This window comes from Ramlibacter rhizophilus, from assembly GCF_004681965.1.
GTDB classification, from domain to species: Bacteria; Pseudomonadota; Gammaproteobacteria; order Burkholderiales; family Burkholderiaceae_C; genus Ramlibacter; species Ramlibacter rhizophilus.
Map to the genome: position 1 here is coordinate 151,216 of NZ_SMLL01000002.1, position 19,013 is coordinate 170,228.

Genomic DNA, 19,013 nt, shown 5'->3' on the forward strand with positions numbered 1-19,013 from the left:
AAAGAAGCCTAACATCGTCCACAGCAACCACCGACCATGCAGCGCCACTACGCCACTCCGGAGCCCACCCCCGCCGAAGTCGTGCTGACCAAGGCCGTGGTGCGCGCCGCCACCCTCCTCGGCCTCACCCACGCCGCCCTGGCCCGCATCGTGGGCCTGAGCGAAGCCAGCATCTCGCGCATGGCCAGCGGCAAGCGGCATTTCGAGCTGGACACCAAGCCGGCCGAGCTGGCCACCCTGCTGGTGCGCGTCTATCGCTCGCTGGACGCCCTGGTCGGCAATGACGACCGGCAGCGCCGCGCCTGGATGGACAGCTTCAACCGCGCCTTCAACCAGACCCCGCGCGAGGCCGTGCAGACGGCCGAAGGCCTGGTGCAGGTGCTGCGCTACCTGGACGGCGCCCGCGCGCTCGCATGACGCAGGCCGAGTGGCCGGCCGACTGGTTCGAACGCGCCGCCCCGGCCCGGCGGGATCTTTGGCGGGGCGTGGAAGCGCAGCACCAGGTCGCCACCATGCGCCTGGTCGACGACCTCGACGAGCAGCACCTGCTGGAGCAGCTGCTCGAAGCGAGCAAGCCGCCCCTGCCCCCGGGTTGCGAGCGCCTGCACTACCTGATCGCCACGCCCTTTCGCTACCGCTCGCCCTGGCCGTCGCGCTTCCGGCGCGCCGACCACGCGGGGGTCTGGTACGGCGCCGATGCACCCGCGACCGTGGCGCACGAGATCGCGTACTGGCGCTGGCGCTTCTTCATGGACTCGGACGGCCTGCGCGAGGGTGAGCTGGTGAATGAGTTCACCTTCTTCCGCGCGCGCTTCAGCGGGTCCGAGCTGGACTTGAGCGCACCGCCCTGGGACGCGCGGCGCCAGCACTGGCGCGACCCGGACGACTACGTCGCCTGCCAGCGCCTGGCCGATGCCGTGCGGACGCATTCACCGGTCATCGATGCCATCCGCTACGAATCGGCCCGGCACGAAGGTGGGCGGTGCCAGGCCGTGCTGGAGCCGAAGTCGCTTCGCCTGCCCCAGCCGCACGCACAGCAGACCTGGGCCTGCAAGATCACCGCGCGGCGGGTGCTGTTCGCGCACGGGGGCGAGTGGCTGCAGATCGAGTTCGGCGGTGGGGAGAGCCCCCGTCGCCCCCCAAGCCGTTCGGGCTGAGCTTGTCGAAGCCCATTTCGCGAGACGACCACGCGAGCCCTTCGACAAGCTCAGGACAGGCCCTTCGACAAGCTCAGGGCGAACGGATGTGTTTGATCAGAAATGTCTTTCCCCGGGGCTTTGGCCGCGGTGATTGGAAGCTCAGGAAGAACGGCCATGAGGCGCGTCTCCCTGACTCCCGTTCGGGCTGAGCTTGTCGAAGCCTCGCGCGAGACCACCACGCGGGCCCGTCGACGGCCTCAGAACGCCGCGATCCCCGTCTGCGCCCGGCCCAGGATCAGCGCGTGGATGTCATGCGTGCCCTCGTAGGTGTTGACCACCTCCAGGTTCACCAGGTGCCGCGCGACGCCGAACTCGTCGCTGATGCCGTTGCCGCCCATCATGTCGCGGGCCAGGCGGGCGATGTCCAGGGCCTTGCCGCAGGAGTTGCGCTTCATGATGGAGGTGATCTCCACCGAGGCCGTGCCCTCGTCCTTCATGCGGCCCAGGCGCAGGCATCCTTGCAGGCCCAGCGTGATCTCGGTCTGCATGTCGGCCAGCTTCTTCTGAATGAGCTGGTTGGCCGCCAGCGGCTTGCCGAACTGCTTGCGGTCCAGCACGTACTGGCGGGCGCGGTGCCAGCAGTCCTCGGCCGCGCCGAGCGCGCCCCAGGCGATGCCGTAGCGCGCGGAGTTGAGGCAGGTGAACGGACCCTTCAGGCCGCGCACTTCAGGGAAGGCGTTCTCCTCGGGGCAGAACACCTCGTCCATCACGATCTCGCCGGTGACGGACGCACGCAGGCCCACCTTGCCTTGGATCTTGGGCGCAGAGAGGCCCTTCCAGCCCTTCTCCAGCACGAAGCCGCGGATGGCGCCCTCGTCGTCCTTGGCCCAGACCACGAACACGTCGGCGAAGGGTGAATTGGAGATCCACATCTTGCTGCCGGTGAGCTTGTAGCCGCCGTCCACCTTGCGCGCGCGGGTGATCATGCTGCCGGGGTCGGAGCCGTGGTTGGGTTCGGTCAGGCCGAAACAGCCGATGGATTCGCCGGTGGCGAGCTTGGGCAGGTACTTCTGCTTGGTGGCCTCGTTGCCGAACTCGTTGATCGGAACCATGACCAACGAGGACTGCACGCTCATCATGGAGCGGTAGCCCGAGTCCACGCGCTCGACCTCGCGCGCGATGAGGCCGTAGCAGACGTAGTTGAGGCCGGCGCCGCCGTACTGCTCGGGGATGGTGGGGCCCAGCAGGCCGAGCTCGCCCATCTCACGGAAGATGCCCGGGTCGGCGGTTTCGGCGCGGAAGGCCTCCAGCACGCGCGGGGCCAGGCGGTCCTGGCAGTAGGCCTGGGCGGCCTCGCGCACGGCGCGTTCCTCGTCGGTGAGCTGCGCGTCCAGCAGCAGCGGGTCGGCCCAGTTGAAGCTCGCCTTGGTGGCCATGATGTTCATTACTCCTGAGATTGCGGCACCACGGCCGTGACTTCGATCTCGACCTTGGCGCGGTCCTCGATGAGGGCGCGCACTTCCACCGCCGTCATGGCGATGTCGTAGTCCCCGATGATGTCGCGGAAGGCCCGGCCGATGTCGCGGCCCGCGGCCAGGTACTCGCGCTTGTCGGTGACGTACCAGGTCATGCGGACGATATTGTGGGGGCTGGCGCCGGCCGCGCGCAGCACCTCGGCGACATTCGTGAGCGCCTGCCGCACCTGACCGGCGAAGTCATCGGTGTGGAAGACGCCCTGCGCGTCCCAGCCGATCATGCCGGCCACGTGGAGCTGCCGGCCGCTGGCGAGCACGCCGTTGGCGTAGCCCTTGGGCCGCGGCCAGCCCTCGGGCAGGACCGCGCGCTTGGTGTTGTTGTCCTTGTCGTTCATGCCTTCATCTCCTTGAGCAGTTCGCGCGCGATGATCAATTGCTGGACCTCGCTGGCCCCTTCGTAGATGCGCAGTGCGCGGATCTCGCGGTAGAGGCTCTCGACCATCTCCCCGTGCATCACGCCGCGCCCGCCGAACATCTGCACCGCCGCATCGATCACCTGCTGCGCGCCTTCCGTGGCCGCGAGCTTGGCCATGGCGGCCTCGCGCGTGACGGTGCGGCCCTGGTCCCGCTGCCACGCGGCGCGGTACACCAGGAGGGCGCTCGAATCGACGGTGGTCGCCATCTCTGCGAGCTTGGCCTGCGTGAGCTGGAAGTCCGACAGTGCCTGGCCGAACATGCGCCGGCCCGTCGCCCGGCCCAGCGCCTCCTGCAGGGCGCGGCGCGCGAAACCCAGGGCGGCAGCCGCCACCGAGGTGCGGAACACGTCCAGCGTGCGCATGGCCACCTTGAAGCCCTCGCCCGCCTCGCCGATGCGCTGGGTCAGCGGCACCCGGCAGTTCTCAAAGCGAAGCCGCGCGAGCGGGTGCGGCGCGATGACCTCGATGCGCTCGGCGATGTGAAGGCCGGGCGTGTCCGCATCGACGATGAAGGCCGAGATGCCGCGCGCGCCCGGCGCCTCGCCGGTGCGGCAGAACACCACGTAGAAGTCGGCGATGCCGCCGTTGGAGATCCAGGTCTTCTCGCCGTCGATGACGGCATGGTCGCCCTCGATGCGCGCGGCGCACTGCATGGCGGCTACGTCTGAGCCCGCCTCGGGCTCGGACAGCGCAAAGGCCGCGATGGCCTCGCCGCGCGCCACGCGCTCCAGGTAGCGCGCGCGCTGCGCGGGCGTGCCCTGCAGGCTGATGGCGCCCGAGCCCAGGCCCTGCATGGCGAAGGCGAAGTCGGCCAGGCCGCTGTGGCGCGCGAGCGTTTCGCGGATCAGGCAGATGGCGCGGGTGTCGATGGCAGCGCCCTCGGGCGCGATGGCGTGGCGCAGCCACCCGCCCTCGCCCAGCGCGCGCACGAGGTGGCGGCACGCCTCGTCCACGTCCGGGCCATGCGCGGGCGAAACATGGTCCCCCGCCCAGGCGTCGAGCTCGCGGGCCAGGCTGCGGTGGCGCTCCTCGAAGAAGGGCCAGTCCAGGGCGTCGGCGATCATCAGTTGCCCTCGAAGACGGGTTTGCGCTTGTCCACGAAGGCTTCGTAGGCGCGCTTGAAGTCACCGGTGAGCATGCACAGGGCCTGGGCCTGCGCCTCGGCCTCGATGGCCTGGTCCACCGTCATGGCCCATTCCTGGTGCAGCATGGTCTTGGTGATGCCGTTGGCGAAGGTGGGGCCGGCGGCGATGTCGCGGGCGAGTTGCAGCGCCTGCGCGTGCAGGTCCTCCGGCGCGCACAGCCGGTTGAAGAAGCCCCAGCGCTCGCCCTCTTCGCCGCCCAGGGCGCGGCCGGTGTAGAGCAGCTCGCTGGCACGCCCCTGGCCGATGAGGCGCGGCAGCATCGCGCAGGCGCCCATGTCGCAGCCCGCCAGTCCAACGCGGTTGAAGAGGAAGGCCGTCTTGCTGCGCGCGGTGCCCAGTCGCAGGTCCGAGGCCATGGCCAGGATGGCGCCCGCGCCGGCGCACACGCCGTCCACCGCGGCCACGATGGGCTGCGGGCAGGCCCGCATGGCCTTGACCAAATCGCCCGTCATCCGTGTGAACATCAGCAGCTCAGGGGCGGGCAGGCGCACCAGCGGGCCGATGATCTCGTGCACGTCGCCGCCGGAGCAGAAGTTGCCGCCCTCGCCGGCCAGCACCACGGCATGCACGTCGGGGGCCCACTTCAGGCGATGGAACAGGTCGCGCAGCTCGGCGTAGGAGTCGAAGGTGAGCGGGTTCTTGCGGTCGGGCCGGTTGAGGGTGATGGTGGCCACGCCGGCTTCGGCCTGCCACTTGAAATGGCGGGCCTGGTAGTCGGCGAGCTGCTGGCGGTTGCCGGCGGCCAGGGCGGGGTCGAGGTTCTGTTCCATGTCGTCCTTCTCTTGTCGATCAGCCTTCTTCCGCGCGCACGATGACCGGCGCGGACGCCATGGCCTTCTCGCGCTCGATGTTGCGCTCCAGTTGCTGCTTGCCCGAGCGGTACTGCACCGGCCAGCGCAGGTCGTGGTAGCCGATCTTGGCGGCTTCCAGCAGCGACCAGGCCGGGTTGGCCAGGTGCGGCCGCGCGATGGCGCACAGGTCCGCGCGGCCGGCCGCGATGATGCTGTTGACGTGGTCGGCCTCCGAGATCGCGCCCACCGCCATGGTGGCGATGCCGGCCTCGTTGCGGATGCGGTCCGCAAAGGGCGTCTGGTACATGCGGCCGTACACCGGCTTCTGCCGCTTGCTCACCTGGCCCGAGGAGCAGTCGATCAGGTCGCAGCCGGCCGCCTTGAAGGCCCGCGCGATCTCCACCGCATCGTCGGGCGTGATGCCGCCTTCCACCCAGTCGTGCGCGGAGATGCGCACCGACATCGGCAGGTGCTCCGGCCAGGCCGCGCGCATGGCGGCGAACACCTCCAGCGGATAGCGCAGCCGGTTGGCGAGCGAGCCGCCGTAGTCGTCCGTGCGCTGGTTGGTCAGCGGCGAGATGAAGCTGGAAAGCAGGTAGCCGTGGGCGCAGTGCAGCTCCAGCCAGTCGAAGCCGGCGCGCGCGGCCATTTCGGTGCTGCGCACGAAGTCGGCCTTCACGCGGTCCATGTCTTCGCGGGTCATGGGCCGGGCCCAGTCGCTCACGCCGTCCAGGTACTGCTCGGGCGAGGCGGCGATCAGCGGCCAGTTGCCTTCGGCCAGCGGCTGGTCCTCGCCCTCCCAGGGCACGCGGGTCGAGCCCTTGGGGCCCGCGTGGCCCAGCTGCATGCCCATCTTGGCCTCGCTGTTCGCATGCACGAAATCGACGATGCGCTTCCAGGCGGCTTCCTGCTCGCCGTTCCAGAGGCCCGGGCAGCCCGGGGTGATGCGCGCGTCGGGCGAGGTGCAGGTCATCTCCGCCATGACCAGGCCCGCGCCGCCCAGGGCCCGCGCGCCCAGGTGCACGAGGTGGAAGTCGCCGGGCAGGCCGTTCTCGCACGAGTACTGCGCCATGGGAGAGACCACCACGCGGTTCTTGAGCGTGGTGCCGCGCAGCGTGAAGGGCGTGAACATGGGCGGAATCGGCTCGCGCCCTTCGGCGCGGTGCACGCCGGCACGCTCGGCGATCCAGTCCTCGTAGTCCTCCACGTAGTCGCGGTCCCGCAGGCGCAGGTTCTCGTGGCTGATGCGCTGGCTGCGCGTGAGCAGGGAGTACGCGAACTGCTCGGGCGGCAGGTTGACGTAGCGCGCGACGTTCTCGAACCACTCGGTCGAATTGCGCGCGGCGTTCTGGATCTTGAGCACCTCCACGCTGCGCACCGCCTCGTAGTCGCGCAGCGCCTGGTTCAGGTCGCCCCCGGCATTGCCGATGCAGCGCGCCAGCTCGATTGCGTCTTCCAGCGCCAGCTTGGTGCCCGAGCCGATGGAGAAGTGCGCCGTGTGCGCGGCGTCGCCCATGAGCACCACGGGCTGGCGGCCGTTGTGGTGGACCCAGGTGCCGCACACCACGCGCGGAAAGCGGATCCACTGCGCCGAGCCGCGCAGGTGCGAGGCATTGGACATGAGCGGGTTGCCATCGAGGTACTTCGCGAACAGGCGTTCGCAGAAGGCGATGGACTCCTCCTTCTCCATCCTGTCCAGGCCAGCGGCTTCCCACACGGCCTGCGGCGCCTCGACGATGAAGGTGGAGGTGTCGCCGTCGAACTGGTAGGCGTGGGCCTGGAACCAGCCGTGCTCGGTCTCCTCGAAGGCGAAGGTGAAGGCCTCGAACTTCTTGTGCGTTCCCAGCCAGACGAAGCGGCAGTCGCGCAGGTCGACGTCGGGCTGGTAGGAGTCCGCATATTTGGCGCGGATGCGGCTGTTGAGGCCGTCGCTCGCGATGATGAGGTCGGCGTCCGGGTACTGCGCGTCGTCCTGCACGTCGGTCTCGAACTGCAGCTTCACGCCCAGGTCCTCGCAGCGGCGCTGCAGGATGTTCAGCAGGCGCTTGCGGCCGATGCCGCAGAAGCCGTGCCCGCCCGAGCGGATGCGGTGGCCGCGGATGTTGACCTCGATGTCGTCCCAGTGGTTGAAGGCCCCCAGGATCTCATTGGCCGTGGGCGCGTCGGCCAGTTGCAGGTTGCCCAGCGTCTGGTCGGAAAAGACGACGCCCCAGCCGAAGGTGTCGTACGGCCGGTTGCGCTCGACCACCGTGATCTCGTGCGCGGGATTCTGCTTCTTCATGAGAAGCGCGAAGTACAGGCCCGCGGGACCGCCACCGATGCAGACGATGTTCATGGAAATGCTCCGAACCTAGATGTTTTAAGTCTAAAGCAATTTCCGCGACACGGGGAGCCTGAGCGGGCCGCGCGGGAATTCCGGCCCGCGCGCTTTGTTCAGGCTTCCACGCGTTCGCGGCTGCGCGCCCGGTGCATCACCTCGCGCGCCGGCAGGCCCTTGAGGCGGTGGTCGCTCCACACCTGGCGCCAGCGGCGCGCGCCGGGCAGCCCGTTGTAGAGCCCGAGCATGTGGCGCGCCACGGCATGCCAGGGCGTGCCCCGCGCGGCCGCCTCGCGCTCCATGTAGGCGACCAGCGCCTCTTCCACATCTTCCCGCGTGCGGGTGGAAGGCGCATCGCCGAAGTACGCTTCGTCCCAGGACGCGAGCCACCAGGGGTGGTGATAGGCCTCGCGCCCGACCATGACGCCATCGACCCGCTCCAGCTCGCGCGCGACCTGCTCGTCCTGCGTGATGCCGCCGTTCACCGCGATCACGAGCTGGGGGAAGTCGCGCTTGAGCTGGAGCACCACCTCGTAGCGCAGCGGCGGCACCTCCCGGTTCTCCTTGGGCGAAAGGCCCTTGAGCCAGGCATTGCGCGCGTGCACGATGAACACGCGGCACCCCGCCTCGGCCACCGTGCCCACGAAGTCACGCACGAAACCATAGTCCTCGGTCTTGTCGATGCCGATGCGGTGCTTGACCGTGACCGGCACCGACACCGCGTCCACCATGGCCGACACGCAATCGGCCACGAGGCGCGGCTCGGCCATCAGGCAGGCGCCGAAGGCCCCGCGCTGCACCCGCTCGCTCGGGCAGCCGCAGTTGAGGTTGATCTCGTCGTAGCCCCAACGCTCCCCCAGCCGCGCCGCCTGCGCCAGATCGGCCGGCTCGCTGCCGCCGAGCTGGAGCGCCACGGGGTGCTCCGTCTCGTCGAAATCGAGGTGGCGCGGCACGTCCCCGTGCAGCAGCGCACCGGTGGTGACCATCTCCGTGTAGAGCAGCGCGCGGCGGCTGAGGAGACGGTGGAAGTAGCGGCAGTGGCGGTCGGTCCAGTCCATCATGGGGGCGACGGACAGGCGCCAGGCCGCGACGCCTTGTTGTTCGAACACATTCATCTTGTTGTGTGCACTACGAGAGCGTCGTTGGTTCGTCGGCCCCCGTCGCCAGGAGATTCGGCAGGTAATGAAGCACCAGTTCCTCCACCTGCTCAGCCTGCGCCGCGTCCTTGGGGGCCTTGCGCGGGTCGCGAGCAGGGTCGACCGCGAGTTGGCGCTTGATGCGCGCGAAGGCCATCGGGTGCACCGTGGTCATCCGCGCCATTCTGCCGCTGGTGCCCACCACCACCTGGCTGAAGCGGGGCACGGCAAGCAAGCGCTGGCCGGTGGGCGCGCGCACCGGCCAGAGATCCTCGTCGTTGGGCGTGATCTGCAGCGTATGTTCCTCGACCGCTTTCTCCGGCGGTGGAAAGCGCCGCAGCAGATCCACCTCATAGCCCTTGCTGTTCACTGCCGTGTAGTTGTCCGTGCCATGGCGCTCGAAGGTCTTGTCCACCTTGCGCAGCAGGTCGATGAATGAGAGCTTGCGGCCCTGCATCACCCGAAGAAATTCGACGCGCTTGCTGGTGTCGTACAGCAGGTCGGCATCCCGCGTCTCCATCACCTCGCCCGGGAAGCGCACGCCGGCGGCGGCTTCGTAGGCGTACAAGGCGTTGGTGCCCACCACCAGGAAGTGCTCGGCAACCCCGGCCTTGGCCAGTGCGTTCAGCACCTCGATCAGCAGGTCAGGGGCGCGCCCGACTCGCAGTGCCCGGTTCATGCGCTTCATGACCTCGACCTGCTCGCGCAGATCTTTCACGCGCGCTTCGGAAACCACTTTCCGGCTCATGAAGCGCTCGTAGGTCTCCTGGGTTTGCTCGCTTTGCGTGCCAAGGGAGCGCTGGCTGGAGTCCGGGCTGAGCTTGATGAGGTAGGTCCGGCCGCCCTGCTCCCGCCAGAACATGGACCCACGGTGGCGCCAAGCCTCCTGCTCGGCGGCCTCCAACGCCTCGAACAGCGACTCGGCGTCAATCTGCTGACGCCGCTGGGCTTCGTTCAGATCGAGGAAGCGAGGTGTGGTTGTCAAGGGACGGGGCGGTGAGGACAAGGCCTTCGAGGATAAGCGTTCTTCAAGGTAAAAGTAGCTTGCCCTAGAAATACCTTGAAAAAAACACAACGACTCTCTCGTTTGCCTGGCGTTTCTCGATCGGACGCGTGCAAGAGGAAGGGGCCGCGCTGTGCCACCCACGGCCGGTGTCCTACAAACCCCTGGCGAGGGTACTGACAGGCAAGCCCGCGGTTCCTGCGCCTAATGACTCAACGGCCGCAGGCCCACGAAGCCCAATCAGAAGGAGGCGAGCGACTCATGAAGCCATTCATCCTGGACTCGAGCATGACGACCATGGCCGGCGTGTTCTACCCAACCGGACACGCCGTGCTCATGTTTCCCGGCAAGGACGAAACCAAGCGCGCCGGCAAGGCCTTGATCGAAGCCGGCGTGGCGGAGGACGACATCTCCGTCATGGCGCCCGAAGTCATCATGGGCGACGTGGCGCGCACGGTGGGCAGCGCGGACATCCCGATGCCCTCCGTGGGCACCGAGGCCGACACGGTCCGCCAGATGACCCACCTGGCCGCGCAGGGCCACTGGGGCCTGCTGGTGCACGCACCGCACCAGAAGGACGGCGACCTCGTGATGAACGCCCTCAAGGGCCATGCGCCCAGCTTCGCGCAGAAGTACCGGCAGCTGGTGATCGAGGACATGGGATGAGAAAGGGGCCTCGGCCCCTTTCTCATCAACCCATGTGCAGGCCGCCGTTGACGGAGAAGTCCGCCCCGGTCGAATAGCCACCCTCCTCCGAGGCCAGCCACGCGATGATGGACGCGATCTCTTCGGGCGTGCCCAGGCGCTTGACGGGGATGGTGGCGACGATCTTGTCCAGCACGTCCTGGCGGATGGCCTTGACCATCTCGGTGCCGATGTAGCCGGGGCTCACGGTGTTGACGGTCACGCCCTTGTTGGCCAGCTCCTGTGCCAGGGCCATGGTGAAGCCGTGCATGCCGGCCTTGGCGGCCGAGTAGTTGGTCTGGCCGGCCTGGCCCTTTTCGCCGTTGACCGAGCTGATGTTGACGATACGGCCCCAGCCGCGCTCGACCATGTCGCCCACCACCTGCTTGGTGACGTTGAACATGGAGTTGAGGTTGGTCTCGATCACTGCGTCCCAGTCCTCGCGGCTCATCTTGACGAACATGCGGTCGCGCGTGATGCCGGCGTTGTTGACCAGCACGTCGATGGGGCCGTGCTCGGCCTTGGCCTTGCCGAAGGCCTCCACCGTGGAGTCCCAGTCACCGACGTTGCCGACCGAGGCGTAGAAGGTATAGCCCTTGTCCTTCTGCTCGCCCAGCCACTTGCTGAAGTCGCGGGTGGGCCCGCAGCCCGCGATGACCTTGAACCCTTCCTTGTGCAGGCGCTGGCAGATGGCCGTGCCGATGCCACCCATGCCACCGGTCACGTAGGCGACTTTTTGACTCATCTCGATCTCCTTGCTTCAGGTTTGTCTGGGCCTGTGGGGCCGAACTTCCGGGCGCGCCCGCCCGTTCAAAGCTTCTAACCGTTCAACCGCGTTCGACCGCGAGGGAAACCCCCATGCCGCCGCCGATGCACAGGGCCGCCAGGCCCTTGCGCGCTTCGCGCCGCTGCATCTCGTGCAGCAGCGTGACCAGGATGCGGCAGCCCGAGGCGCCGATGGGGTGGCCGATGGCGATGGCACCGCCGTTCACGTTGACCTTGGACGGGTCCAGCCCCAAGGCCTTGTTGACCGCGCAGGCCTGGGCGGCGAAGGCCTCGTTGAGCTCGAAGAGCTGCACGTCCTGGGCGTTCCAGCCTGCGCGCTCCAGCGCCTTGCGCGAAGCCGGCACGGGCCCCATGCCCATGGTGGCCGGGTCCAGACCGGCGGTGGCGAAGGAGGCGATGCGCGCGAGCGGCTTGAGGCCGAGCGAGGCCGCCTTCTTCGCGCTCATGACCACCACGGCCGCGGCGCCATCGTTGATACCGGAGGCATTGCCGGCCGTGACCGAGCCGGCCTTGTCGAAGGCCGGGCGCAGGCCCGACAGCGCTTCCGCGCTGGTTTTCTTGTTGATGAACTCGTCGGTGTCGAAGACCACCGGGTCGCCCTTGCGCTGCGGAATGCTGACCGGAACGATCTCGTCCTTGAACTTGCCGGCTTCCTGCGCGGCCGCGGCCTTCTGCTGGCTGGCCAGCGCCAGCGCGTCCTGGGCAGCGCGGTCGATGCCGTTCTCGCGCGCCACGTTCTCGGCGGTGATGCCCATGTGGTACTGGTTGTAGACGTCCCACAGGCCGTCCAGGATCATGGTGTCCTGCATCTTCCAGTCGCCCATGCGCTGGCCGTCGCGCGAGCCCAGCAGCACGTGCGGGGCGGCGCTCATGTTCTCCTGGCCGCCGGCGACCACGATCTCGGAGTCGCCCCAGGCCACCGCCTGCGCGGCCAGCATCACGGCCTTCAGGCCCGAGCCGCACACGGCATTGATGGTCAGGCCCGGCACTTCCTTGGGCACGCCGGCCTTCATCAGTGCCTGCCGCGCCGGGTTCTGGCCCGCGCCGGCGGCCAGCACCTGGCCCATGATGACCTCGCCCACCTGCGCGGGATCGACCTTGGCACGCGCCAGGGCCTCCTTGATGGCGATGGCGCCCAGCTCGGTGGCGGGGATCTTGGCCAGCGAGCCGCCGAACTTGCCGACGGCGGTGCGGACGGCCGAAACGATGACGATGTCTTCCATGGACTGCTCCTTCTGAATGAGGTTCGGGTGTTCGCGCCCGCCTGCTAGGCCTTGGCCTGGACGTAGCGGCCCGGGGCGGGCTCGATGGGCTTGTACTTGCCGCGCCCGTAGCTCTTGGGCGCGGCGACCTGCTTGCCGGCGTGCGGCTTGAGCCAGGTGATCCAGTCGGTCCACCAGCTGCCCGGGTGCTCGGTGGCGCCGGCCAGCCACTCGTCGAAGCTGCGCGGCAGCGCGTCGTTGGTCCAGTAGCTGCGCTTTTTCTTCACCGGCGGATTGATGACGCCCGCGATGTGGCCGGAGGCACCCATCACGAAGCGCTTCTTGCCGCCCAGGTGGTTGACCGAGGCATAGGCCCCGCCGATGGGAACGATGTGGTCCTCGCGCGAGCCGTAGATGTAGGCGGGCATGTCGATGCGCGCCAGGTCCACCTTCTGCCCGCAGACCTTCACCTTGCCCGGCTTGGCCAGGTTGTTCTCGAAGTAGGTGTTGCGCAGGTACCAGGCGTACATGGGCCCCGGCAGGTTGGTGGAGTCGCTGTTCCAGTACAGCAGGTCGAAGGGCGGCGGCGTTTCGCCCTTGAGGTAGTTGCCCACCACGTAGTTCCAGACCAGGTCGTTCGGGCGCAGGAAGCTGAAGGTGGAGGCCAGCTCCTGTCCCTTGAGCAGGCCGCGGCGGCCCAGGTGCATCTCCCGGTACTTGACGAAGTTCTCGTCGATGAAGAGGTCCAGCACGCCGGTGTCGCTGAAGTCCAGGAAGGTGGTGAGCAGCGTGACCGAGGCGACCGGGTCCTCGCCGCGCGCGCGCGCCACGGCCAGCGCGGTGCCCAGGATGGTGCCGCCCACGCAGAAGCCCAGCGCATTGATCTGTTTCGAATTGCCGATCTCGCGCACGGTCTCGATGGCCCGCAGCGCCCCATCGCCCACGTAGTCGTCCCAGGTCTTGTCCTGCAGGGACTCGTCGGCATTGCGCCAGCTCATGACGAAAGTGCGGTGGCCTTGCTCCACCAGGTGGCGCACCAGCGAGTTCTCGGGCTGCAGGTCGAGGATGTAGAACTTGTTGATGCAGGGCGGCACCACGAGGAAGGGCCGCTCGTGGACCTTGGACGTGAGCGGCTTGTATTCGATGAGCTGGAACAGCTCGTTCTCGAACACGACGGCGCCTTCGGTGGTGGCGACGTTGCGCCCGACCTCGAAGACGCTCTCGTCGGTCATGGACACATAGCCCTGCTGCAGGTCCTTCCAGAGGTTCTGCACGCCACGCGCGATGCTCTCTCCGCGGGTTTCGACGGCGCGCCTTTGCGCCTCGGCATTGAGCGCCAGGAAGTTGCTGGGGGCCGAGGCGGCCAGCCATTGCTCCACGGCAAAACGCAGGCGGCCCTTGGTCTTCTCGTCGGTCTCGGCCGCCTCGCACATTCCCAGCAGGGTGCGCGCGTTCAGCAGGTAGATGGCGGCGGAGAAGCTGCTGACCGGATTGCTGGACCAGGCCTCGGCCGCGAAGCGCCGGTCAGCGGCCTTGCCGTCCTGCAGGCCCTTGTTCCAGAGTTCGGCGGCTTCGGCGACATAGGCCTTGTGCAACTCCTGGAGCTTGTTCGCGTCGAACCCGATCGGCGCGGCGGGTGAGGCAGACGGAGTGCCCGCTGCGCCTGCCATGCGCTGGAACGATTCGAAGGCCTGGGTCCAGCCCTGCCCCAGTTGCTGCTGGATCTGGCTCGCGGCCTCGGCCCAGTCTGCCTGAGAATTCATTGCGTCTCCTCGTTCACCACGCTTGTCGCTTCGTTTTGAGTATCACCCCAACTCGGCCCGACGCCAAAGCTCATCCGTAGAAAAAATCGTCCCATGTACCTCGTGATCATCGGCTGGCTGTATGTCGTCCTGATGATGTCCGTCGCCGAAGCCACCAACACCACCGGGAGCGTCCTGGGTGCCGTGGTGACCTTCGTGCTGTACGGACTCCTGCCCGCGGGCCTGCTCGCCTACATCCTGGGAACGCCGGGCCGGCGCCGCGCCATCAAGGCCCGCGAGGCGGCCGAGGCCGCCGAAGCGCAGCGTGCGCGTGAGAACGCAACCGCCCGCTCAGGCGAGCCAGACACTGGCCGCGAAGCGGCCGCTGACCCGGTCTCGCCGGTGCGAAAAGAACCGTGAGGCTTGCGTGACGGTGCACCAGCCGGGGCTGCCGTCGTTGCCGTGGAGGGATTCGATGCCGCAGGCCCGCAGGCGGCGGCGGGCCAGCCCGGGCAGGTCCGCCAGCCACTTGCCTGCCGGCCGCGGCGTGAAGCAGGCATCGGCACCGGCATCGCCCGCGACGAAGGCTTCACGCACCTCGGGTCCCACTTCGAAGGCCTGCGGGCCGATGCAGGGCCCGAGCCAGGCATGCAGCCCCGGGGCCGCGCGTTCGAGCGGCTGGCCCAGTTCCCGGGCCAGCGCACCCACGGCCGCCTCCAGCACGCCGCGCCCCTGCGCTCCCAGGAGCCCGCGCCACCCCGCGTGGGCCGCCGCCACCGCCCTGCCCTCGTCGTCACACAGCAGCACCGGCAGGCAGTCCGCGACCATGATGGTGCAGGCCAGGCCGCGCGTGGTGCTCACGCAGGCATCGGCCTCGACACCATCGGGCGTGCCCGCGTCCAGCCGCAAGGCGGTGCTGCCATGCACCTGCCGCAGGAACACGGGCCTGGCCCCCAGCGCGGCGGCATAGCGCGCACGGTTCGCCGCCACGGCGGACGGATCGTCCCCCACGTGGTCGCCCAGGTTCAGGCTGTCATAGGGCGGCGCGGACACGCCACCCTTGCGCGTGCTGCAGGCGGCCCGGACGCTCGCGGGGGCCGGCCAGTCGGGTCGCAGCAGGTCCATGGCTTCGGGCTCGGAAATCTCAGGGCTCGTTGTCCGGGCAGCTCGAGGGCTGCGCCTTCTGGAAGGCCGGCAGCTGCATGCAGGCCTCGAAGGCGGCCATGGTGCGCGGCAGGCCCGAGAAGTCCGCGCCGAAGCGCTGTCCGTTGAAGATCTGCGGCACCAGGCAGCAGTCGGCCAGCGTGGGCGTCTCGCCCCAGCAGTAGGTCGAAGGCGGCAGCTGCGCCAGCTCGGCTTCGAAGGCCTCCAGGCCGACGCGCACCCAGTGGCGGTACCAGCTGTTCTTGGCGTCCTCGGACACGCCGATCTCGCGCACCAGGTACTTGAGCACGCGCAGGTTGTTCAGCGGATGGATCTCGCAGGCGACCAGCTGCGCCAGCGCCCTCACCTGCGCCCGGCCGACGGCGTCGGTGGGCAGCAGCGCGGGCTGGGGATAGACCTCGTCGAGGTACTCGATGATCGCCATCGACTGCCCGAGGCGCTCCTGCGCGTCGTTGACCAGCGTGGGCACGAGCCGGGTGGGCGACACCGCCGCATAGTGCGGCTGCAGGTGCTCGCCCTTGGCCAGGTGCACGGGAACGTAGTCGTAGGGCAGGCCCTTGAGCTCCAGCGCGATGCGGACGCGAAAGGACGCGGAGGATCGGAAGTAGTTGTACAGCTTCATGGCCCTGCAAGCATAAACGGCCATGCATTCTCGAACGCATTCGGCCGCCGGCTTGACCGCCCTGCCCCGGCTGGGGTCAGAATCACCCCTTGCAGACGTGAAGGAAGTACCCCATGAAAGCCGAACAGAACGAGCTCATCACCCGCATCGGCCCCGGCACGCCCTGCGGCGAGCTGATGCGCCGCTACTGGCAGCCCGTAGCGCTGCTCGACGAATTCAACCCCGCGCTCGACCCGCGCATGCTGCAGCGCCCGGCCAAGGCCGTTCGCGTGCTGGGCCAGGACCTGGTGCTGTTCAAGGATGCCCAGGGTCGCTGGGGCCTGCTGGACCGCGACTGTCCGCACCGGGGCGCCGACCTCAACTTCGCGCGCCACGAGGGCGACGGCCTGCGCTGCCCTTTCCACGGCTGGAAGTTCGACGTGAACGGCCGCTGCCTGGAGACGCCCGCCGAGCCCGTGGGCAGCCGCCTGTGCGAACGCGTGCGCCAGCGCAGCTACCCCGTGCAGGAGCGCAGCGGCATTCTCTTCGGCTGGCTGGGCGCCGAGGGCAGCACGCCGCCGCCGCTGCCGGACTTTGACGCCTTCGTGGCCCCGGGCACGCACACCTTCGCCTTCAAGGGGCTGTGGCACTGCAACTGGCTGCAGGCCTTCGAGGTGGGGATCGATCCGGCGCACCCGTCCTTCCTGCATCGGTTCCTGAGCGACGAGGCGCTGGAGGAGATCGGCGACAACGCGGGCGGCAAGCAGTTCCGCAGCGCCAGCGTCGGCGAGGCCGAGGGCCACCGCTGGCCCATGACGCGGATCATGCGCGAGTTCCACCGGCCCGAGATCAGCTTCGAGCCGCGCCCCTGGGGCCTGCAACTCACGGCCCTGCGGCCCATGACCCCCGAGCTCACGCACGTGCGCGTCACGCAGGCGGTGTTCCCCAGCACCTTCGTCATCCCGCTGTCGGAGACGCTCACCATCACGCAGATGCACGTGCCGGTGGACGACACGCACACCTACTGGTACTCGGTCTTCACCAGCTTCGCCGGGCCGGTGGACAAGGAGGCCATGCGCGCGCAGCGCCTCAAGTACACCCAGCTGCCGGACTACCTCCCCACCTCGGGGCGCCACAACCAGTGGGGCTACGACCCGGCCGAGCAGGCCAGCCGCACCTTCCTGGGCATGGGCGAGGACGACATCAACGTCCACGACCAATGGGCGGTCGAGAGCATGGGCCCCATCCAGGACCGCACCCGCGAGCACCTGGGCACCAGCGACAAGGTGATCATGGCCAACCGCCGCATGCTGATGCAGGCCATCGAAGCCGTGCAGGCCGGAGGCGGCGCCCCGGGCGCGGCCGATCCGGCGCGCGCGCCGGAGCTTCGCGGTCCGGACACGGTCGATGGCATCGCCCCGGCCGGCGCCTGGCCACAGTGGTGGCGCGAGCGCGTGCAGGCCAAGCGCGACGGCGCGCCCTGGGCCGGGACGGCGGCACCGGCCTCGACGCCGGTCGCGGCCGAATGAGCCCGAGCTTCGCCGAGCGCTGCGGCGTCCACGACGAGGCGCGCGAAGCCGCGCTGGGGCGCCTTGCGCGCGAGATCGACCGGCACGGCCTGGAGCTGGTGCGCGTCGTCTGGTGCGACCTGCACGGCGTCACGCGCGGCAAGACCCTGACCGCGCGCGCGGTGGTGCCGGCACTGCGCGACGGCGTCGGCATGGTCAGCACGCTGATGCTCAAGGACAGCGGCGACCGCACCGCCTACAAGGTGTTCGAGCCCGAAGGCATCGCCTCCCTTCCCGGCTTTCAGGGCGCCAGCAACCTCATGCTGCTGGGGGACCCCACCAGCCTGCGCGTGCTGCCCTGGGCCGACGGCACCGGCTGGCTGCGCGGCCAGCCCTGGTTCCAGGACGGCAGCCCCGTGGACCTCGACAGCCGGCGGGTGCTGCAGCGCGCGCTCGAACGCCTGGCCCAGCGCGGCTGGGGCTTCAAGTGCGGCCTGGAGGTGGAGTTCCACATCTACCGCATCGAGGACACCGGCGCGCAACTGGACCCGCAGCGCGCCGAGTGGCCGGGCCTGCCGCCCGAGGTCAGCATGGTGCACCCAGGCTACAACCTCCTCACCGAGGGCTGGTTCGACATGGCCGAGGAGCCGCTTCGCATCGTGCAGCAAACGGCGCAGGCGCTCGAGCTGCCGCTCACGTCCCTGGAAATCGAGCTCGGTCCGAGCCAGGTGGAAGCGGTGTTCGAGGCGTCCGACGCGCTCACCGCGGCCGACCGCATGGTCCTGTTCCGGAGCAGCGTGCGCCAGGCCCTGCGGCGCGCGGGCTACCACGCCACCTTCATGTGCCGGCCGCCCTTTCCCAACATCATGTCCAGCGGCTGGCACCTGCATCAGTCGGTGGTGGACCTGGCCACGGGCAGGAACCTGTTCCGGCGCGATGCCCCGGCCGAAGGCACCGACCCGCTGAACGCGCGCCACGCCCTGTCGGACATCGGCGCGCAGTGGCTGGCCGGGCTGCTCGCCCACGCGCGCGGCATGGCGGTGTTCTGCACGCCCACGGCCAATGGCTACGGGCGCTTCCGCCCCAACGCCCTGGCGCCGCAGTCGGCCCTGTGGGGACGCGACAACCGCGGCGCCATGCTGCGGCTGGTGGGAAGCTGCGGCGACGCGGCCACGCGCATCGAGAACCGCATCGGCGAACCCGCGGCCAACCCTTACCTGTACATGGCCTCGCAGATCCACGCCGGCCTGGACGGCATCGAGCGGGGCCTTGCGCCGCCACCGGCCACGGAGACGCCCTATGCGACGGCCGACGCCCTGCTGCCCACCAGCCTGGGCGAGGCGCTCTCGGCCCTGCAGGCCGACACGGACCTCACCGCCGCCTTCGGCAAACCCTTCGTCGATTACCTGCTGCAGATCAAGCGCAGCGAGCAGACGCGGCTGGAGCAGGCCAAGGACCCGGAGGACTGGCAGCGCCGCGAGTACTTCAGCCGCATCTGATTTCCCTTAGCCCCATCAAGAAGAACCATGATTCTCGAGATCGCCGACATCCGCATCCACCCCGGCCGCGAAGCCGAATTCGACCAGGCCATCCAGCATGGCCTCGCCACGGTCATCGCGAAGGCCCAGGGCATGCGCGGCTGGAAGGTCAACAAGTGCATCGAGACGCCGCAGCGCTACCTGCTGCAGATCTTCTGGGACACGCTGGAAGATCACACCGTGAGCTTCCGGGAAGGACCGCTCTTCGCGCAGTGGCGTGCGATCGTGGGGCCCTTCTTCGCGGCACCGCCCCTGGTGGAGCACTTCACCCTGCTGGCCAAGAGCTGATGTGAAGGAAGGCAGTCC

Annotated in this window: 19 protein-coding genes; 7 read left to right on the forward strand and 12 right to left on the reverse strand. The window is 68.9% G+C overall.

Features of this window, described 5'->3' with window-relative positions:
- The first annotated feature begins 36 nt into the window (after nt 1-36).
- Complete coding sequence (locus EZ242_RS05390) at nt 37-417, forward strand: MbcA/ParS/Xre antitoxin family protein (RefSeq protein ID WP_135284119.1); 381 nt, start codon at nt 37-39, stop codon at nt 415-417.
- Entirely contained in the window at nt 414-1,157 is a 744-nt protein-coding gene (locus EZ242_RS05395; RefSeq protein ID WP_135284120.1) for an RES family NAD+ phosphorylase, read from the forward strand. The genes EZ242_RS05390 and EZ242_RS05395 overlap by 4 nt, the downstream gene beginning before the upstream one ends.
- Nucleotides 1,158-1,396: 239 nt before the next feature.
- Here the strand turns inward: EZ242_RS05395 and EZ242_RS05400 are convergent, their stop codons facing one another.
- The 7 genes from EZ242_RS05400 to EZ242_RS22345 form a co-directional block, all read right to left on the reverse strand.
- Entirely contained in the window at nt 1,397-2,575 is a 1,179-nt protein-coding gene (locus EZ242_RS05400; RefSeq protein WP_135284305.1) for an acyl-CoA dehydrogenase, read from the reverse strand.
- Between the two features lie 8 nt (nt 2,576-2,583).
- On the reverse strand, nt 2,584-3,009 hold the full coding sequence (locus EZ242_RS05405; RefSeq protein WP_135284121.1) for a RidA family protein: 426 nt from the start codon (nt 3,007-3,009) through the stop codon (nt 2,584-2,586).
- Nucleotides 3,006-4,151 (reverse strand): acyl-CoA dehydrogenase family protein, encoded by a 1,146-nt coding sequence (locus EZ242_RS05410; RefSeq protein WP_135284306.1) that lies wholly within the window; start codon nt 4,149-4,151, stop codon nt 3,006-3,008. The genes EZ242_RS05405 and EZ242_RS05410 overlap by 4 nt, the downstream gene beginning before the upstream one ends.
- Nucleotides 4,152-4,153: 2 nt before the next feature.
- Entirely contained in the window at nt 4,154-5,005 is an 852-nt protein-coding gene (locus EZ242_RS05415; RefSeq protein WP_135284122.1) for an enoyl-CoA hydratase family protein, read from the reverse strand.
- 19 nt (nt 5,006-5,024) lie between these two features.
- Nucleotides 5,025-7,361, reverse strand: coding sequence for a bifunctional salicylyl-CoA 5-hydroxylase/oxidoreductase (locus tag EZ242_RS05420; RefSeq protein ID WP_135284123.1), 2,337 nt, complete (start codon nt 7,359-7,361; stop codon nt 5,025-5,027).
- 98 nt (nt 7,362-7,459) lie between these two features.
- Complete coding sequence (gene dusA / locus EZ242_RS05425) at nt 7,460-8,458, reverse strand: tRNA dihydrouridine(20/20a) synthase DusA (RefSeq protein WP_135284124.1); 999 nt, start codon at nt 8,456-8,458, stop codon at nt 7,460-7,462.
- Between the two features lie 13 nt (nt 8,459-8,471).
- Nucleotides 8,472-9,554, reverse strand: a complete 1,083-nt coding sequence (locus EZ242_RS22345; protein WP_240786999.1) for a nucleotidyltransferase family protein — start codon at nt 9,552-9,554, stop codon at nt 8,472-8,474.
- Nucleotides 9,555-9,743: 189 nt separating this feature from the next.
- On the opposite strand from EZ242_RS22345, the gene EZ242_RS05435 reads away from it, so the two are divergent.
- Nucleotides 9,744-10,148 carry a hypothetical protein gene (locus EZ242_RS05435; RefSeq protein ID WP_135284125.1) on the forward strand — a complete coding sequence of 135 codons (405 nt, stop codon included), beginning with the start codon at nt 9,744-9,746 and terminating at the stop codon, nt 10,146-10,148.
- A 25-nt stretch (nt 10,149-10,173) separates the two neighbouring features.
- Here the strand turns inward: EZ242_RS05435 and phbB are convergent, their stop codons facing one another.
- The 3 genes from phbB to phaC form a co-directional block, all read right to left on the reverse strand.
- Nucleotides 10,174-10,911: an acetoacetyl-CoA reductase gene (gene phbB, locus EZ242_RS05440; RefSeq protein WP_135284126.1), complete on the reverse strand. Its 738-nt coding sequence runs from the start codon at nt 10,909-10,911 to the stop codon at nt 10,174-10,176.
- 82 nt (nt 10,912-10,993) lie between these two features.
- Nucleotides 10,994-12,175 (reverse strand): acetyl-CoA C-acetyltransferase, encoded by a 1,182-nt coding sequence (locus tag EZ242_RS05445; protein WP_135284127.1) that lies wholly within the window; start codon nt 12,173-12,175, stop codon nt 10,994-10,996.
- Nucleotides 12,176-12,219: 44 nt separating this feature from the next.
- Nucleotides 12,220-13,917 carry a class I poly(R)-hydroxyalkanoic acid synthase gene (phaC, locus tag EZ242_RS05450; RefSeq protein ID WP_135284128.1) on the reverse strand — a complete coding sequence of 566 codons (1,698 nt, stop codon included), beginning with the start codon at nt 13,915-13,917 and terminating at the stop codon, nt 12,220-12,222.
- 93 nt (nt 13,918-14,010) lie between these two features.
- On the opposite strand from phaC, the gene EZ242_RS05455 reads away from it, so the two are divergent.
- Nucleotides 14,011-14,316: a hypothetical protein gene (locus EZ242_RS05455; protein ID WP_135284129.1), complete on the forward strand. Its 306-nt coding sequence runs from the start codon at nt 14,011-14,013 to the stop codon at nt 14,314-14,316.
- Here the strand turns inward: EZ242_RS05455 and pgeF are convergent.
- Nucleotides 14,248-15,021 (reverse strand): peptidoglycan editing factor PgeF, encoded by a 774-nt coding sequence (gene pgeF / locus EZ242_RS05460; protein ID WP_135284130.1) that lies wholly within the window; start codon nt 15,019-15,021, stop codon nt 14,248-14,250. The two genes, EZ242_RS05455 and pgeF, sit on opposite strands and share 69 nt — an antisense overlap.
- Nucleotides 15,022-15,040: 19 nt before the next feature.
- On the reverse strand, nt 15,041-15,682 hold the full coding sequence (gene maiA, locus EZ242_RS05465) for a maleylacetoacetate isomerase (RefSeq protein WP_135284131.1): 642 nt from the start codon (nt 15,680-15,682) through the stop codon (nt 15,041-15,043).
- Between the two features lie 113 nt (nt 15,683-15,795).
- Between maiA and EZ242_RS05470 the strand changes: the two genes are divergently transcribed.
- From EZ242_RS05470 to EZ242_RS05480, 3 genes are read left to right on the forward strand one after another with little or no spacing between them, the layout of a single operon-like run.
- Nucleotides 15,796-17,190, forward strand: a complete 1,395-nt coding sequence (locus tag EZ242_RS05470; RefSeq protein WP_135284132.1) for a Rieske 2Fe-2S domain-containing protein — start codon at nt 15,796-15,798, stop codon at nt 17,188-17,190.
- Nucleotides 17,187-18,668, forward strand: coding sequence for a glutamine synthetase family protein (locus EZ242_RS05475; protein ID WP_135284133.1), 1,482 nt, complete (start codon nt 17,187-17,189; stop codon nt 18,666-18,668). The genes EZ242_RS05470 and EZ242_RS05475 overlap by 4 nt, the downstream gene beginning before the upstream one ends.
- Before the next feature lie 27 nt (nt 18,669-18,695).
- Entirely contained in the window at nt 18,696-18,995 is a 300-nt protein-coding gene (locus EZ242_RS05480; protein WP_135284134.1) for an antibiotic biosynthesis monooxygenase family protein, read from the forward strand.
- The last annotated feature ends 18 nt before the right edge of the window (nt 18,996-19,013 follow it).